The organism is Blastococcus sp. SYSU DS0552 (assembly GCF_054050815.1).
Genome location: NZ_JBJHAB010000004.1, coordinates 136,798 through 150,982 on the forward strand (window position 1 = coordinate 136,798; position 14,185 = coordinate 150,982).

General features: G+C 75.7%; 14 protein-coding genes. 11 read left to right on the forward strand and 3 right to left on the reverse strand.

The genetic code is table 11. The features are described from left to right. Nucleotides 1-224 precede the first annotated feature (224 nt). From ACI8AG_RS05735 to ACI8AG_RS05750, 4 genes are all read left to right on the forward strand, one after another. Nucleotides 225-578 carry a helix-turn-helix domain-containing protein gene (locus ACI8AG_RS05735; protein WP_456589141.1) on the forward strand — a complete coding sequence of 118 codons (354 nt, stop codon included), beginning with the start codon at nucleotides 225-227 and terminating at the stop codon, nucleotides 576-578. Between the two features lie 376 nt (nucleotides 579-954). Further along, nucleotides 955-1,053 (forward strand): 30S ribosomal protein bS22, encoded by a 99-nt coding sequence (locus ACI8AG_RS05740; protein WP_012854759.1) that lies wholly within the window; start codon nucleotides 955-957, stop codon nucleotides 1,051-1,053. Nucleotides 1,054-1,093: 40 nt separating this feature from the next. Further along, the gene (locus ACI8AG_RS05745; protein WP_456596261.1) at nucleotides 1,094-2,170 is read left to right on the forward strand and encodes an NAD-dependent epimerase/dehydratase family protein; all 1,077 of its coding nucleotides are present in this window, start codon (nucleotides 1,094-1,096) and stop codon (nucleotides 2,168-2,170) included. Next, nucleotides 2,163-3,074 (forward strand): lysophospholipid acyltransferase family protein, encoded by a 912-nt coding sequence (locus ACI8AG_RS05750; RefSeq protein ID WP_456596262.1) that lies wholly within the window; start codon nucleotides 2,163-2,165, stop codon nucleotides 3,072-3,074. The genes ACI8AG_RS05745 and ACI8AG_RS05750 overlap by 8 nt, the downstream gene beginning before the upstream one ends. A gap of 57 nt (nucleotides 3,075-3,131) precedes the next feature. On the opposite strand, the gene ACI8AG_RS05755 is transcribed toward ACI8AG_RS05750, so the two are convergent. The 3 genes from ACI8AG_RS05755 to ACI8AG_RS05765 all read right to left on the reverse strand — a co-directional run bounded on the left by ACI8AG_RS05755 (nucleotide 3,132) and on the right by ACI8AG_RS05765 (nucleotide 6,206). Next, nucleotides 3,132-4,034 (reverse strand): HAD family hydrolase, encoded by a 903-nt coding sequence (locus tag ACI8AG_RS05755; protein WP_456589138.1) that lies wholly within the window; start codon nucleotides 4,032-4,034, stop codon nucleotides 3,132-3,134. A 110-nt stretch (nucleotides 4,035-4,144) separates the two neighbouring features. Beyond that, nucleotides 4,145-5,314 carry a DUF5667 domain-containing protein gene (locus tag ACI8AG_RS05760; protein ID WP_456596263.1) on the reverse strand — a complete coding sequence of 390 codons (1,170 nt, stop codon included), beginning with the start codon at nucleotides 5,312-5,314 and terminating at the stop codon, nucleotides 4,145-4,147. Between the two features lie 139 nt (nucleotides 5,315-5,453). Further along, the gene (locus tag ACI8AG_RS05765; RefSeq protein ID WP_456596264.1) at nucleotides 5,454-6,206 is read right to left on the reverse strand and encodes a sigma-70 family RNA polymerase sigma factor; all 753 of its coding nucleotides are present in this window, start codon (nucleotides 6,204-6,206) and stop codon (nucleotides 5,454-5,456) included. Between the two features lie 191 nt (nucleotides 6,207-6,397). Between ACI8AG_RS05765 and ACI8AG_RS05770 the strand changes: the two genes are divergently transcribed. The 7 genes from ACI8AG_RS05770 (at nucleotide 6,398) to hemB (ending at nucleotide 14,183) form a co-directional block, all read left to right on the forward strand. Further along, a complete protein-coding gene (locus ACI8AG_RS05770) occupies nucleotides 6,398-8,017 on the forward strand; it encodes an AMP-binding protein (RefSeq protein WP_456596265.1) in 1,620 nt (539 codons plus the stop codon). Next, the gene (locus ACI8AG_RS05775) at nucleotides 8,010-8,252 is read left to right on the forward strand and encodes a glutaredoxin family protein (protein WP_456589134.1); all 243 of its coding nucleotides are present in this window, start codon (nucleotides 8,010-8,012) and stop codon (nucleotides 8,250-8,252) included. The genes ACI8AG_RS05770 and ACI8AG_RS05775 overlap by 8 nt, the downstream gene beginning before the upstream one ends. Nucleotides 8,253-8,530: 278 nt before the next feature. Next, the gene (locus ACI8AG_RS05780; RefSeq protein WP_456596266.1) at nucleotides 8,531-9,193 is read left to right on the forward strand and encodes a redox-sensing transcriptional repressor Rex; all 663 of its coding nucleotides are present in this window, start codon (nucleotides 8,531-8,533) and stop codon (nucleotides 9,191-9,193) included. Next, on the forward strand, nucleotides 9,190-10,569 hold the full coding sequence (locus ACI8AG_RS05785; protein ID WP_456596267.1) for a glutamyl-tRNA reductase: 1,380 nt from the start codon (nucleotides 9,190-9,192) through the stop codon (nucleotides 10,567-10,569). The genes ACI8AG_RS05780 and ACI8AG_RS05785 overlap by 4 nt, the downstream gene beginning before the upstream one ends. Then, nucleotides 10,566-11,552 (forward strand): hydroxymethylbilane synthase, encoded by a 987-nt coding sequence (hemC, locus tag ACI8AG_RS05790; RefSeq protein WP_456596268.1) that lies wholly within the window; start codon nucleotides 10,566-10,568, stop codon nucleotides 11,550-11,552. Before ACI8AG_RS05785 ends, hemC begins: the two co-directional genes overlap by 4 nt. Nucleotides 11,553-11,643: 91 nt before the next feature. Further along, a complete protein-coding gene (locus ACI8AG_RS05795) occupies nucleotides 11,644-13,188 on the forward strand; it encodes a uroporphyrinogen-III synthase (protein WP_456596269.1) in 1,545 nt (514 codons plus the stop codon). Continuing rightward, on the forward strand, nucleotides 13,185-14,183 hold the full coding sequence (gene hemB / locus ACI8AG_RS05800; RefSeq protein ID WP_456589129.1) for a porphobilinogen synthase: 999 nt from the start codon (nucleotides 13,185-13,187) through the stop codon (nucleotides 14,181-14,183). Before ACI8AG_RS05795 ends, hemB begins: the two co-directional genes overlap by 4 nt. Nucleotides 14,184-14,185 lie beyond the last annotated feature (2 nt).

The following is a 14,185-nucleotide window of genomic DNA, read 5'->3' on the forward strand; positions in this document are numbered from 1 at the left end:
GACGCTGCGTCACCGAGTTCTTACCGTGTCGCGAAACGCGCCGAAACGCGTGTGCACCGTGTTGCATAGGTGTAGTTCTGCCTAGGACGGACCGGTCCGCCTGTTCGTTTCAACCATCGCTTCCGTCACGCACGCCCCCTTACTCTCAGTACCAGCGCGTGCGTGTTCAGTTGCCGGTGGGGAAGCCGGCGCCACGACACGAGCTAGGTTCCGGAGACGAAGACATGACCATGCCCCAGCGCCACGCCGCTCACGCTGCCGCCACCGTCGTCCGTCCGGGGATGCCCGTCCCCCGCCCGATGGGCCGTCCGATGACGGCCGCCGCCATGGGGCGCCCCGTCCCCGCGCAGCACCCGGCCGCCATGCCGATCGGTCGCCCGGCCGTCCCGGCCCCCCGCGCCGCCGTCACCTTCCTGACCGTCGCCGAGGTCGCCTCGATGATGCGCGTCTCCAAGATGACCGTGTACCGCCTGGTCCACGCCGGTGAGCTCGCCGCCGTGCGCGTCGGCCGCTCGTTCCGCGTGCCCGAGCGCGCCGTGCAGGACTACCTGCGCGACGCCTACACCGACATCGCCTGAGAGAGCGCCGGCGACAACGTCGTCGCCTGGGGGAGGACCCCGTCCTCCTCACCCCTCGCGGGCTCGGGGTGAGCCTCCGGACGCGGCCGAGGGCCGGCTCCACCCGACGGGAGCCGCGCGCGGCTGTGGTGTCGCACCGAGTGACCCCGACGGGTTTCCGGTTGGGGTGCGGGCCGGCTCTGCGCGACGTGGCCGGCAGTCGCCCGCGACGGCGCCCGGAGGATGACGGTGTCAGCCGCAGCGTCGCCCGGGGGTGACCGTGCTGCAGCGTCACCGCGGGGCGGCTCGGGTACGCTCGGTCGCCGGGCGACACCGGGATGCGGTCCCGCTGTCGCGTGCGAGCTGATCATCTAGCGACGAAGTCGGGAGCACACACGTGGGTTCGGTCATCAAGAAGCGGCGCAAGCGGATGGCTAAGAAGAAGCACCGCAAGCTGCTGAAGAAGACGCGCGTCCAGCGCCGCAACAAGAAGTGAGCTGAGGCTCGTGCCGCCCGCGGTCGTCCTCGTCACCGGCGTGAGTCGGTGGTTGGGCGGCGCGCTGGCGGCCGAGCTCGCCACCGATCCGCGCATCCAGCGGGTCATCGGCGTGGACACCGTCCCGCCCTCCCCGGCCATGCTGCGCCGGTTGGGCCGTACCGAGTTCGTGCGGGCCGACATCCGCAATCCGCTGATCGGCAAGGTCATCGCGGCGGCGTCGGTCGACACCGTCGTGCACATGAACATCAGCTCGACGCCCGCCGGCTCCGGTGGACGGGTGCCGATGAAGGAGCTCAATGTCATCGGCACGATGCAGCTGCTCGCGGCCTGCCAGCGGGCGCCCTCGGTGCGCCGGTTCGTGCTGAAGTCGACCAGCGCCGTCTACGGCGCGTCCTCCCGCGACCCGGCCGTGTTCACCGAGGCGATGCAGGCCCGGCAGGTGCCCTCGGGCGGGTTCGCCAAGGACAGCGTCGACATCGAGGGCTACGTGCGCTCCTTCGGCCGCCGGCGTCCCGACGTCGACGTGGCCGTCCTGCGCTTCACCAACTTCATCGGTCCGCGCATCGACTCGCTGCTCACCGGGTTCCTGCGCATGCCGCTGGTCCCCACCGCCCTGGGCTACGACGCCCGCGTGCAGCTGCTGCACGAGGACGACGCGCTGGCGGTGCTCACCCGCGCCACCGCGGGCGACTTCGTCGGCACCGTGAACGTGGGCGGCGAGGGCACCCTGCTGCTCTCGCAGGCCATCCGCCGCCTCGGCCGTGTCGAGGTGCCGCTCCCCTCACCGGCGCTGGGATCGGTCGGGCGCCTCTCGCGCCGGTTCGGCTTCGTCGACTACTCCCCGGAGCAGATGCGCTTCCTCAACTTCGGCCGGGTGGTGGACACCACGGTGCTGCGCACCTCCTTCGGCTACACCCCTCGCTACAGCACGGCAGCGGCGCTCGCCGACTACGCGCGCACGGTCGCCCCGCTCCTGGACCCCGCTGCGGTCCGGGCGGTCGGCGGGGGGCTGCGCTCGGTGCTGGGCCGCCTCGGCGACACCGCCTCGGCCGTCGAGCAGCGGCTGCGCCCGGCCCCACCGGCGCCGGACCTCCGGGCGGTGCGCGATGCCTGAGGCCCGGGTCATCCGGCTGCGTCCCGACGAGGACGAGCCGCGCGTGGCCGCGCCGTCGGCACCGCCAGGCTGGGAGGAGCAGGTCGTCGGCGGGATCGACTTCCTGGAGCGGCGCCTCACCGGCGAGTACGAGACCGACGAGTTCGGCTTCGACCCCGACCTGGCCGATCACGTGCTGCTCCCCATGCTGCGCCCGCTGTTCCAGAAGTGGTTCCGCGTGGAGACCTTCGGCCTGGAGAACGTGCCGGCCGACAGCGGGGCGCTCGTGGTGGCCAACCACTCCGGCACGCTGCCGGTGGACGCGCTCATGACGACCGTGGCGCTGCACGACGAGCACCCGGCGACCCGCCGCTTCCGGCTGCTCGGTGCCGACCTCGTGTTCGAGCTGCCGGTCGTGGGCGCGCTCGCCCGCAAGTTCGGCGCGACCCTGGCGTGCAACGAGGACGCCGAGCGGCTGCTCACCAGCGGCGAGCTGGTGGGCGTCTTCCCCGAGGGCTTCAAGGGCATCGGGAAGCCGTTCCGGGAGCGGTACACGCTGCAGCGGTTCGGCCGGGGTGGCTTCGTGTCCGCCGCACTGCGCACCGGGGCGCCGATCATCCCCTGCGCGATCGTGGGCGCCGAGGAGATCTACCCGATGATCGGGAACGCCCGGACCGCGGCGCGGCTGCTGGGCCTGCCGTACGTCCCTATCACCCCCACCTTCCCGCTGCTGGGCCCGCTGGGCCTGGTGCCGCTGCCCTCCAAGTGGCTGATCGCCTTCGGGGCGCCGATCGAGACGGCGTCCTACGGACCGGCCGCCGCGGAGGACCCGATGCTGGTGTTCAACCTGACCGACCAGGTGCGGGAGACCATCCAGCACTCGCTCTACCAGCTGCTCCTGCGCCGCAGGAGCGTCTTCAGCTGAAGGCCCTCGTCAGGGGCCCGCGCCGAGCGTGCGAGGCGTGGGAGGACGAGGGTCCTCTCACCAGGGCAACTTGTTGCGGCGGCGCAGGGCGAGCGCGCCACCGACCAGCCCGCCGGAGAGCGCGGCGGCGGCCACCGTCGGCACGCCGATCTTCGCGGCCTTCCGCCCGGTGCGGAAGTCGCGGATGGTCCAGCCCCGGGCGCGGGCGACCGCCCGCAGCTCGGTGTCGGGGTTGACCGCCACCGCCGTGCCGGTGAGGGACAGCATGGGCAGGTCGTTGGCCGAGTCGCTGTAGGCGGTGCAGCGGGACAGGTCCAGGCCTTCCCGCTCGGCGAGGGCCAGCACCGCCTCCGCCTTGGCCGGTCCGTGCATCAGCTCGCCGACCAGCCGCCCCGTGTAGCGGCCGTCGACGATCTCGGAGACGGTGCCCAGCGCCCCGGTCAGCCCGAGCCGGTGCGCGATGATCGAGGCGAGCTCGACCGGCGTGGCCGTCACCAGCCACACCCGCTGACCGGCGTCGAGGTGCTTCTGCGCGAGGGCGCGGGTGCCCGACCAGATGCGGTCGGCCATCAGCTCGTCGTAGATCTCCTCGCCGGCCTGCATGATCTCCGAGACCTCGCGGCCGGCGACGAAGGCGAGCGCGTTCTCGCGGATGGTGAGCATGTCGTCGGCGCTCTCGTTGCCGGCGATGCGGAACTTCGCCTGCTGCCAGGCGAAGCGGGCGATGTCGCGGCTGGTGAGGTACTTGCGGGCGGCGAGGCCGCGGGCGAACCAGAACAGCGAGGCGCCGATCATCATCGTGTTGTCGACGTCGAAGAACGCCGCAGCGGTGAGGTCGGGCTCGACGGCCGTCGGGCTCGCCACCTCCGCCGCCGCCGCCGACGCGGCGCCGGCGACGTGGGCGCGGGTCTCCTCGGCGGACTGCGCGGCACGGCGACCGCGCACCGACAGTCGCGGCACGGCGACCTCCCTCACTCGATCCGGCACGGTGCGCCGGAACTGCGCCTTGCGGCCGGCCCGGCACCGCCCTTGCGACCCTAGCCGGGCGGTGGCCCCGGGTCAGGTCGTGGTCAGCACTCGCCGATCGTGAGCAGCGGCGGCAGGCAGAGGTTCAGCGGACCTGGCAGCGGGACGTCGAGCACCGGTGGGGGCGCCGACCGGGTCGTGCTGCTGCCCGGTCCGGGCCCGCCGGGCACCGGCAGGGCCGGCACCGACGGGCGGGGGGCGCCGGGCGTGACCGTGGCGCCACCGGTGGGCGCGCTGCCCGGCCCGGGCGCCTGCGGTGTGCCCGCAGGGGTGCTACCGGGCTCGGAGGGGGTGGGCGGTGCGGCGGGTCCGGCGGGTCCGGCGGGTTCGGCGGGCCCGGCCGACGGCGGCACGGTGGTGTCGGTGTCGGTGTCGGTGTCGGTGTCGGTGTCGGGCGGAACCGCGGCCGGGGACTCGTCGACCACCGCGGGCGGGGCGGCGGTGAGGCAGAGGCCGGGGACCGGGCCGAGCGCGTCGTCCCCGACGACGGGGGGGCCCGCGGAGCACTGCAGCGCCGCGCGCAGCCCCTCGACCCGGGCGGTCAGTGCGCGGAGCAGGTCCGTGGACGCCCCGTAGGCCGGTGCGGCGGCCGCCGGGACGTCGTCCGACAGCGTCGCGAGCCCGCCCGAGTGCGCGGCGGCCCAGCGGGCCAGGGTGTCCAGCGGTGCGGCGTCGCGGAGCTCCACGGCGCGCCCGGTGAGCCAGGTGGCCCCCTGGGCGGTGTGCTCGTCCATGGCCCGCAGGGTGTGCTGGACGAGCGCCGGCTCCCCGGCGGCGGCGAGGAGGGCGAGCTCCTCCAGGCGCGTGCTGGCCAGCTCCAGCAGGGTCTGGCCGCGGCTGTCGCCGGCGAGCGCCAGCTGCGTCTGCTCGGTGCCGCGCTTGAGGTCGTAGAGGGGATCGCCCGGCTGCGCGCCGGCCGCCACGGCCACGAGGGCCGCCAGGCCGGTGACGCCGACCGCGGCGCCGGCGAGCCCCGCGGTCAGCCGTCCCCGCCACCGGGCCGGCGGGCGGTCCACCGCGCGAGCCGCGAGCAACCGCCGGCGCAGCGAACGGCCGGCGGGCTCCGGGGTGCGGACGGCGGCCATCGCCACCAGCCGGGCGCGGGCGCGGGCCCGGTACCGCGGCTCGGGGTCGGTGTCGAGCTGAGCGGCGAGGCGCTCGAGGCGAGCGGCCAGCGCCGCCCCGGTGTCGGGTGCGGACGGGGGACCGGTCATGGTCGAGCCGTTCTCGGGCCGGATCACCCGCCACCTCCCGTCCTCGCCTCGGCGCTCGTCCGCATCCCGGCGAGGGTCCGCCGCCCCGTGTCCAACGATGGAGCGAACCGGCCGGTTACGGCCCGGCCCCGGGGTGCGGTCACCGCAGCCCGTCGGGGAGCAGGCTCGCCAGCCGCCGGACCGCCCGGTGCTGGAGCGCCTTGATCGCGCCGTCCTTCTTCCCCATGATCTCGGCAGTCTCGGAGACGGACAGACCGTGCATGAAACGCAGCACGATGCACTCCTGCTGCTCGCCCCCCAGCTGCCTCACGCACGCCAGGAGCTCCTCGTTGGTCAGGTGCTGCAGCACGGCGTCCTCGGGCCCGTCGGTCGCCCGGTCGGCGTCCCGCATGTCCGCGGTGCTGACCTCCAGCCGGAAGCGGCTGCTCTTCACCTGGTCGCGGATGATGTTCCGGGCGATCGTCACCAGCCAGGCGCCGACGTCACGACCCTGGAACGACAGCGAGTCGATGCGCCGCAGCGCCCGCACGAACGTCTCGCTGGTGACGTCCTCGGCCGTCGCGCGGTCGCCGACCCGGTGGTAGGCGTACCGGTGCACCAGCGTCACGTAGTGGTCGTAGAGCCGCCCGAACGCCTCGGCGTCCCCGCCCTGGGCCCGGCGGACCAGCCCCCACACGTCGACGTCCCCGGCCGCCACGAGGCCCGCACCGGCGTCGGCGAGCTCCGCGGCGACCTCCACGGGGAGGGGGTCGGCGTCGTCGTCCGGAGGGCCGGTGAGCGAGGCGAGCGCTCCAGGAACCCGCCGTTCCCCCGCGCTCGCGCGGGGGAACGGCGTCGGACGCGGGCGGGGGCCGGCACCGGGCGGCCGCCCGGCGTCCAGGGGGTGCGGCATGCGGGCGTTCGACCTCCTCGTCGGCCCGCTGTGCCTGGACCGTCCTCGTTCGCCACGCGCGCCGTCACGGCGCGCATGGGCTGCGTCGCAGGCCCCATGGTGACAACATCGCCCCTGGCCGTCCACGGCAGCCCACCCGGGCGCGTCCCACGCGTCCCCCGACCGGGGCTGCGCCGCACCGACGACAGGAGATGTCCGTGTCCGAGGCAGGCACGTCGCTGGCCGCGCTGGTACGCGCCGCCGCGCAGCGCGACCCCGACGCCCCGGCGGTGGTGACCGGGGACCGCCGGCTCAGCTGGGGCGAGCTGGACGCGGCGGCGGACCGGGCGGCCGCGGGGTACGCCGACCGCGGGCTGACCGCCGGCGACCGCGTCGCCGTGCAGCTGCCGAACGGGCTGGACTGGTTGCGGGCGGTGCTGGGCGGTCTGCGCGCCGGGCTCGTCGTCGTCCCGGTGAACACCGCCTACACCGACCCGGAGCTCGAGCACGTCCTCACCGACTCCGGGGCCGCGCTCCTGGTGGCGCCCGGCGTCCGCGACCCGCTGGCCGGCGTGCCGGTCTGCCCCGGTCCGCCCGCGGCCGACGGCCCGGCGCCCACCGTGCCCGACGACCCCGCCGCGCTGGCCTTCCTCTGCTACACCAGCGGGACCACCGGCCGGCCGCGCGGCGCGATGCTCACCTCGGGGGCGCTGCGCGCCAACCAGCAGCAGTGCCTGGCCATGACCTCGCCGCCGGTCCGCCCCGACGACCGGGTGCTCCTGGTGCTGCCGCTCTTCCACGTGTACGGGCTCAACGCGGGCTTCGGGCTGGTCGCGGCCACCGGGGCCTGCGCCGTGCTGCAGGAGAGCTTCGATCCGCGCGCGTCCCTGGCGGTGATGGCGGAGGAGGGCGTCACCGCCGTGCCGGGCGCCCCGCCGATGTACCAGGCCTGGCTGGCCGCGGCCGACGCGGGCAACCTCGAGAACCCCGCCCACCCGGACGCCGAGCTGCGCCGTGGCTTCGCGGCCGTGCGCGTGGCCTCTGCCGGAGCCGCGCCGCTGCCCGAGGAGGTCTGGACGGCGATGCGCGAGCGGGCCGGCGTCACCGTGTGGGAGGGCTACGGGCTCACCGAGGCGGCGCCCGTCGTGGCCAGCACCCTGGCCACCGGCCGGGCCAAGCCCGCGTGCATCGGTGGCCCGGTGCCGGGGGTGGAGCTGGAGCTGCGCGACACCGCGACCGTCGGCGCCCGCACCGTGGACCCGCCCGACGGCGGGGATGCGGACGCCGGTGCGGAGGAGGACGCTGACGAGGCCGACGAGGGCCCGGGCGAGATCTGGGTGCGCGGTCCGAACCTCTTCTCCGGTTTCTGGCCCGACGGGGCCGACGGGCCGGACGCCGACGGCTGGCTCGGCACCGGCGACCTCGCCTACCGAGACGCCGACGGCGACCTGCACCTGGTCGACCGGCGCAGCGACCTGGTCCTCGTCAGCGGCTTCAACGTCTACCCGGCCGAGGTGGAGCGCGTCCTCGAGCAGCACCCGGCGGTGGCGGAGAGCGCGGTCATCGGCGTCCCCGACCCGCGCACCGGGGCGGCGGTGCGGGCCGTCGTCGTCCTGGAGCCGGGTGAGCGACTGGCGGTGGAGGAGCTGCAGCGGCACGCTGCGGAGTCGCTCGCGCGGTACAAGGTCCCGACGTCGGTGCACTTCCTCCCGTCGCTGCCGCACTCGCTGACCGGCAAGGTCAGCCGTGCCCGCCTCCGCGAGCTCGGCCTCACCGGCACCGACGCCGCGGCACCGGTCGGCGCAGCGGCCGGCGAGGCCACCGATGGCTGAGCGGCTGCAGCTGCTGGTCCGCGACGGCTGCCACCTCTGCCTGACCGCCGCCGAGCAGCTGGCCCCGATCGCCGCCCGCGCCGGCCTGGAGCCGGTCCGGGTGGACGTCGACGCCGACCCCGAGCTGCAGGCGGAGTACGGCGACCGGGTGCCGGTGCTGCTGCTCGACGGCCGGGAGCACTCCTACTTCACGCTCGACGTGCCCCGCCTGCGACGGGACCTCGGGCTGGACTGAGGCGCGGCCCCGTCCGGTTGCCTCCCGGTTCCGGGGGGCGGGGCCGGACCCGGGCCCCCCGTACGGGTGGCGGCCGGCCAGCGGTTATCGTGCTCTCCACCACACCTGTGACCCGATCGGTCCAGGTCAACGGCCCGTCGCCGCGTCGGCAACTTTGTTCCTGCGTTCACAAGCGGTTACCGTGGCGGACGCGAGCGCGCCGAGCGCTCGCGTCCCCGATGTCGCAGCACCGCCCCCGGCGCCCGCCGGGTACCGGGCGCGACCGCTGTGGAGAGCCCGTGATCCAGCCGCGGCCCCGGACCATCCCGGAGGCCACCGTCGCTCGTCTGGCCGTGTACCTGAGGGTGCTCACCAGCTTCGCCGACGGCGGCCGGACGACCGTCTCCTCCGGTGACCTGGCGACGGCCGCGGGGGTCAACCCGGCGGGTCTGCGCAAGGACCTGTCCCACCTGGGCTCCTGCGGCGTCCGCGGCGTCGGCTACGACGTGCGCGCCCTGCGGGAGCGCATCGCCCGCGTGCTGGGGGCCGAGCAGTCCCGCGCCTGCGTGCTCGTGGGCATCGGCAATCTCGGGACGGCGCTCGCCGACTACGCCGGGTTCGGCAGCCGGGGCTTCGAGTTCGTCGGCCTCTTCGACGCCGCGCCGGGCCGGGTGGGCCAGCGCATCGGCGGCCTGACCGTGCAGGACGTGACCGGGCTGGAGGCCGGCGTGACGGCCGCGGGGGCCTCCATCGGGGTCATCGCGACGCCGGCCGAGGTCGCCCAGCAGGTCTGCGACCGGCTCGCCGCGGCCGGGGTGAGGAGCATCTTGAACTTCGCACCGGTGACGTTGTCGGCGCCCCCGGGCGTCGACGTCCGCCAGGTCGACCTGTCCGTCGAGCTGCAGGTGCTGGCCTTCCTGGGCCAGCAGCGGGCCGTGCCCGTGGGGGAGGAGTCGGCATGAGCCTGCTCGCGGTGGGCGTGAGCCACCAGACTGCACCGGTCGCGCTGCTGGAACAGTTCGCGATGGGGCCCGACGAGCGGGTCAAGGCGCTGCACGAGCTGGTCGACAGCGACCACGTGAGCGAGGCACTCGTCCTCGCCACCTGCAACCGGGTCGAGGTGTTCGCCGAGGTCGAGCGCTTCCACGGCGGCGTCACCGACGTCAGCCGGGTGCTGGCCCGTCAGGCCGGGGCCACGGTGGAGGAGCTCTCCCCGTACGTGACCGTGCACTACGAGGACCAGGCCGTCGCCCACCTGTTCACCGTGGCCGCCGGGCTGGACTCGATGGTGGTCGGGGAGACGCAGGTGCTCGGGCAGCTGCGCGCCGCCTACGCCCTCGCCCGCGAGGAGGGCACCGTCGGCCGCGCCCTGCACCCGGTCGCCCAGCGCGCGCTGCGCGTGGGCAAGCGGGTGCACTCCGAGACCGGCATCGACCGGGCCGGCGCCTCGCTGGTGTCGGTGGCCCTCGACCGGGCCGAGGCCCGCATCGGCGCCCTCGCCGGCCGCCCCGTCCTCGTCGTCGGCGCCGGCTCCATGGGTGCGCTCGCCGCCACCACGCTGGCCCGCCGCGGTGCCTCCGTCGTCGTCAGCAGCCGCACCCCGGCCTCCGCCGAGCGGCTGGCCGAGGCCGTGGGCGGCCGCGCCGCCCCGCTGGACCACATGGGCGAGGAGCTCGCCGCCGCCGACGTCCTGCTCACCTGCACCGGTGCCACCGGCCTGGTCGTGGGCACCGAGGTCGTCGCCGCGGCGATGGCCGGCCGGCGCGACCGGCCGCTGGTGGTCATCGACCTCGCGCTGCCCCGGGACGTGGACCCCGGCGTGGCCGCGCTGCCCGGCGTGCACGTCGTCGACCTGGCCCTCCTGCAGGGCGAGCGGAACACGGCGCTGCTGCAGGGCGAGCAGCGCGACGGGGAGGCCACCGCGGGGCCCGTGGCGGCCGACGACATCAGCACCGCCCGCGCCATGATCGAGGCGGAGACGGCGCTGCTGCGCGCCGAGCGGCAGGCCGCCGAGGTGGGGCCCACCGTCTCCGCGCTGCGCAGCCAGGCCGCCGAGGTCGTCGACGCCGAGCTGCTGCGGCTGGCCGGCCGGTTGCCCGACCTGGACGCGCGGGCGCGTGCGGAGATCGCCCGCACCGTGCGCCGCGTCGTCGACAAGCTGCTGCACGAGCCCACCGTGCGGGTGAAGGAACTGGCCGCCACGCCGGGTGGCACGGACTACGCCGGCGCGCTGCGGGCACTGTTCGGCCTGGGCATCGACGCCGATGTCACCCCCGGCGCCGGCCGGCTGGCCGACGCCGTCACCGTCGACCCCGACCGTCCGGGAGGCCCGGCATGACCGCCGCCGACGTGCAGGACGCCGCCACCACGGTGGCGGGCACCGCTGTTCCGCTGCGGCTGGGCACCCGGGCCAGCGTGCTGGCGCAGACCCAGTCCCGGGCCGTCGCCGACGCCCTCACCGCCGCCACCGGTGTGCCGGTCGAGCTGGTGCTGATCAGCACCGAGGGCGACCGGTCCTCCGCGGCCATCGCCCAGCTCGGCGGGACCGGGGTGTTCGTCACCGCGATCCGCCGGGCCCTGCTCGCCGGCGAGGTCGACCTGGCGGTGCACAGCTACAAGGACCTGCCCACCGCGCCGGAGCCGGGGTTGAGCCTGGCCGCCGTCCCGGTGCGGGAGGACCCCCGGGACGCCCTGGTCGCCCGCGACGGGCTCACCCTCGGCGAGCTGCCGTCCGGTGCGCGGATCGGCACCGGCGCCCCCCGCCGCGTCGCCCAGCTGCGGGCCCTCGGGCTCGGGCTGGAGATCGTGCCGATCCGCGGCAACGTCGACAGCCGGCTCGCCCGGGTGGCCGGTGCCCCCGACGGCCCGGGTGACCTGGACGCCGTCGTGCTCGCCCGGGCCGGGCTGAGCCGCATCGGCCGCACCCACCGGATCACCGAGACCCTCGATCCGCTGCAGGTGCTCCCCGCTCCCGCCCAGGGAGCCCTCGCCGTGGAGTGCCGCACCAGCGACGCCCGCACCCGCGAGCTGCTGGGCCGGCTCGAGGACGCCGCCACGCGCGCCTGCGTGGTGGCCGAGCGGGCGGCGCTCGCCGCCCTCGAGGCGGGCTGCAGCGCACCGGTCGCCGCCTACGCGGAGGTGGCCGAGGGCGAGAGCGGCCCGGAGCTGTACCTGCGCGCCTCGGTGACCGCGCTCGACGGCAGCGACTCCGTGCGCGGTTCGCTCACGGGTCCGCTCGCCGACGCCGCGGCCCTCGGCCGCACCCTCGCCGCCGAACTGCTCGACCGGGGCGCGGCCGCCCTGATGGCGGCCGGCGAGTGACCCCCTGCCCCACCCAGACCCCAGCAGACGCCCGAAGGACTCGGGCCACAACAGACGCCCGACGGAGTCGGGCCAGGATCAGGAGCACGGCATGACGCGCTTCCGCAAGACCGCAGGCCAGTCCGGCCGGGTCGTGTTCGTCGGCGCCGGCCCGGGCGACCCGGGCATGCTCACCGCCCGCGCCACCGCGGCGCTGGCCGAGGCGTCGGTGGTCCTCGTCGACCCCGACGTCGCCGCCGCCCTCCAGGACGCGGTCCGCGAGACCAACCCGGAGGCCGAACTGACGCCGGTGTCCGGTGAGCCCGCCGAGGTGGCCAAGGGCGCCGTCGCGGCGGCGAAGGGCGGCGCGGTCGTCGTCCGCCTCGTCACCGGTGACCCCTACACCTCCGACGACGTGGTCAAGGAGGTGCTCGCCGTCTGCCGCACCTCCGTGCCGTTCGACGTGGTGCCGGGGGTCGCGACCGCCACCGCCGTCCCCGCCTTCGCCGGCGTCGCGCCGGGCAGCACCGCGGTGACCGCGGACCTGCGCAGCGGCGTCGACGTCGCCGCGCTGGCCGGGGCCGCCGCCGCGACCGGCGGCACGCTGGTCCTCCAGGGCACCGCCGAGGCGCTGCCCGACGCGGCCGCACGCCTGGTGGAGGGCGGGCTCTCCGGCAGCACCCCGGTCGTGGTGACGACCGGCGGCTCCGGGACCGGCCAGAAGAGCCTGGTGAGCAAGCTGTCGGCCGTGGCGGAGAAGACCGCCGTCCTCGACCCGCTCAGCGGGCCCGTGGTGGCCACCGTCGGCGCCGCCGTCGACAAGCGCGCCAAGCTGTCCTGGTGGGAGAGCCGCCCGCTGTTCGGCTGGCGGGTGCTCGTGCCGCGGACCAAGGACCAGGCCGGGGACATGAGCGACCGGCTCCGGGCGTACGGGGCGGTGCCGGTCGAGGTGCCGACCATCGCCGTCGAGCCGCCGCGCAGCCCGGCCCAGATGGACCGCGCCGTCAAGGGCCTGGTCACCGGCCGCTACGGCTGGATCGTGTTCACCTCGGTCAACGCGGTGCGGGCCGTCCGGGAGAAGTTCGTCGAGCTGGGCCTCGACGCCCGCGCGTTCGCGGGCGTGAAGGTGGCCTGCGTCGGCGAGCAGACCGCCGAGGCCGTGCGGGACTTCGGCATCCAGCCGGAGCTGGTGCCCAGCGGCGAGCAGTCCAGCCAGGGCCTGCTGGCCGACTTCCCCGAGTACGACGACGTGCTCGACCCGATCGAGCGGGTGCTCCTGCCGCGCGCCGACATCGCCACCGAGACCCTGGCGGCCGGGCTGGTCGAGCGCGGCTGGGAGATCGACGACGTCACCGCCTACCGGACGGTGCGCGCCGCGCCGCCGGCCGCGTCGGTGCGCGAGGCGATCAAGGGAGGTGGCTTCGACGCCGTCTGCTTCACCTCCTCCAGCACGGTGCGCAACCTGGTCGGCATCGCCGGCAAGCCGCACGCCAAGACCGTCGTCGCGGTGATCGGCCCGGCGACGGCGGCCAGCGCCCAGGAGTTCGGGCTGCGGGTCGACGTGCAGCCGGAGACCGCGGCCGTGGCGCCGCTGGTGGACGCGCTGGCCGAGTACGCCCTGTCGCTGCGCGAGGCGGAGGACGGCGAGGGCAAGTGATCGAGGGTGGTGGGGCGAACCCGGGCTTCGCGCGCGGACGCCGGCTGCGGTCCACGCCGGCGCTGCGGCGGCTGACCGCGCAGACCAGGGTGGCCCCGGCCGACCTGGTGCTGCCGGTCTTCGTCAAGGAGGGCATCGACTCGCCGGTGCCCATCGGCTCGATGCCGGGCGTGGTCCAGCACACCCAGGACTCGCTGCGGAAGGCCGCGGCCGAGGCCGCCGAGGCGGGCATCGGCGGGCTCATGCTCTTCGGCATCCCGTCGGAGAAGGACCCGGTCGGGTCCGGGGCCGACGCCGCCGACGGCGTGGTCAACGTGGCGCTGCAGCACCTGCGGGCGGACCTCGGTGACGAGCTGGTCCTCATGGCCGACCTCTGCCTGTGCGAGTACACCGACCACGGGCACTGCGGCGTCGTCACCCCGGCCGGGGTCGTCGACAACGACCCGACCCTGGACCGGTACGCCGCGGTGGCGATCGCGCAGGCGCAGGCCGGCGCGCACCTGGTGGCGCCCAGCGGGATGATGGACGGGCAGGTCGCCGCCATCCGCGCCGGGCTGGACAGCGCCGCGTTCTCCGAGGTGCCGATCCTGGCCTACGCGGCCAAGTACGCCTCGGGCTTCTACGGCCCGTTCCGCGAGGCCGCCGAGGGTGCCCCGCAGTTCGGCGACCGGTCGACCTACCAGATGGACCCGCCGAACGCCGACGAGGCGCTGCGCGAGGTCGCGCAGGACCTCGCCGAGGGTGCCGACGCCGTCATGGTGAAGCCGGCGCTGCCCTACCTGGACATCGTCTCCAAGGTCGCCGACGCCGTGCAGGTGCCGGTGAGCGCCTACCAGGTCAGCGGCGAGTACGCGATGGTCGAGGCGGCCGCCGCCAACGGCTGGGTGGACCGCGAGCGGGCGATCCTCGAGACGCTGGTCGCCATCCGCCGCGCGGGCGCCGGCCAGGTGCTCACCTACTGGGCCGTCGAGGCGGCGCGGTTGCTGACCCGCTGACC

Bases quoted from the DNA above. Each gene is read 5' to 3' on its own strand.
- ACI8AG_RS05735 (WP_456589141.1), top strand. From the start codon at position 225: ATGACCATGCCCCAGCGCCACGCCGCTCACGCTGCCGCCACCGTCGTC.
- ACI8AG_RS05750 (WP_456596262.1), top strand. From the start codon at position 2,163: ATGCCTGAGGCCCGGGTCATCCGGCTGCGTCCCGACGAGGACGAGCCG.
- ACI8AG_RS05760 (WP_456596263.1), bottom strand. From the start codon at position 5,314: ATGACCGGTCCCCCGTCCGCACCCGACACCGGGGCGGCGCTGGCCGCT.
- ACI8AG_RS05765 (WP_456596264.1), bottom strand. From the start codon at position 6,206: ATGCCGCACCCCCTGGACGCCGGGCGGCCGCCCGGTGCCGGCCCCCGC.
- ACI8AG_RS05770 (WP_456596265.1), top strand. From the start codon at position 6,398: ATGTCCGTGTCCGAGGCAGGCACGTCGCTGGCCGCGCTGGTACGCGCC.
- ACI8AG_RS05775 (WP_456589134.1), top strand. From the start codon at position 8,010: ATGGCTGAGCGGCTGCAGCTGCTGGTCCGCGACGGCTGCCACCTCTGC.
- ACI8AG_RS05785 (WP_456596267.1), top strand. From the start codon at position 9,190: ATGAGCCTGCTCGCGGTGGGCGTGAGCCACCAGACTGCACCGGTCGCG.
- hemC (WP_456596268.1), top strand. From the start codon at position 10,566: ATGACCGCCGCCGACGTGCAGGACGCCGCCACCACGGTGGCGGGCACC.
- ACI8AG_RS05795 (WP_456596269.1), top strand. From the start codon at position 11,644: ATGACGCGCTTCCGCAAGACCGCAGGCCAGTCCGGCCGGGTCGTGTTC.